Source organism: Sphingomonas sp. CFBP 13706 (assembly GCF_014842355.1).
Taxonomy (GTDB): Bacteria; Pseudomonadota; Alphaproteobacteria; order Sphingomonadales; family Sphingomonadaceae; genus Sphingomonas; species Sphingomonas aerolata.
Genome location: NZ_JACYVM010000064.1, coordinates 1 through 864, shown reverse-complemented (window position 1 = coordinate 864; position 864 = coordinate 1). Strand labels below are relative to the sequence as shown.

Here is an 864-nt window from a genome sequence, read left to right as displayed (position 1 = left end):
GCCGGCGCGTGAAGCCGCTGCGTGCCGTCGTACCAGACATATTCGTAATGATCGTTCGCGAGGTTCTTCAGTTGCGCCGACAGTTCGAGCTGCGGTGTCACCTTGTAGGCGAGTTCCGCGTTCAGCACGACATAGTCGCCATAGCGCCCCTGCGTGTTCGCCGGGTTCAACTCATAGCTTGACTGTCCGTTACCCCAGAACGATACGCGCAGCTTCGGATCCGGGGTTAGGTCCAGCCCGCCCGAGAAGACGTTCTGCGGTACATGGTCGATCGCGTTGCCCGCCTGCGACGGCGTCGCCGGATCGGGCGTCACGATCCGTGCGGTCTGGTGCGAATAACTGCCCCAGAGCGCAACGCTGCGCACCGGCTTCACGTCAATTTGGAAATCGACGCCCCGCCGACGCGTCTTGCCGAGATTGTCGAAATCGCCCGATGGATCGTTCAGACGACGCTTCAGTTCGCCACTCGCGGTCTGCTGCCACAGCGCGACGCGCGCTTCCAGCCAGCGACCGCGCGTCAGTTTCACGCCGCCCTCGAACCCTTCGTTGATCGACGCCGCGACATCGACGACGCGGGGCGCCACCAGATACGCACCTGAGCCGGCACCGATCTGGAAGGTCCGGCCGTAATTGCCGTACACCGTGACGCCGTGCACGGGCACGATCGCGACGCTCAGCTTGGGCTGGCTGATCGTGCCGTAATCGTTGATCGGCGCGGTCGTGCCCGCGAGCCGGTTGTTGAAATCCCCCTCGACCCGGTCAAGCCGCCATGCGGGCGTGATCTTCAGCCAGTCGGTCGGTTCGATCACCGCCTGCAGATACCCGCCGTACACGGTTAGGCTGAATTTCTGGTCTCGCGTCTGG

1 protein-coding gene is annotated in these 864 nt (G+C 63.8%); it reads right to left on the bottom strand.

Annotated features, from left to right (window positions below):
- Positions 1–864: TonB-dependent receptor (locus tag IFS44_RS21665; RefSeq protein WP_192100213.1), on the bottom strand; the 864-nt coding region annotated here is incomplete at both ends.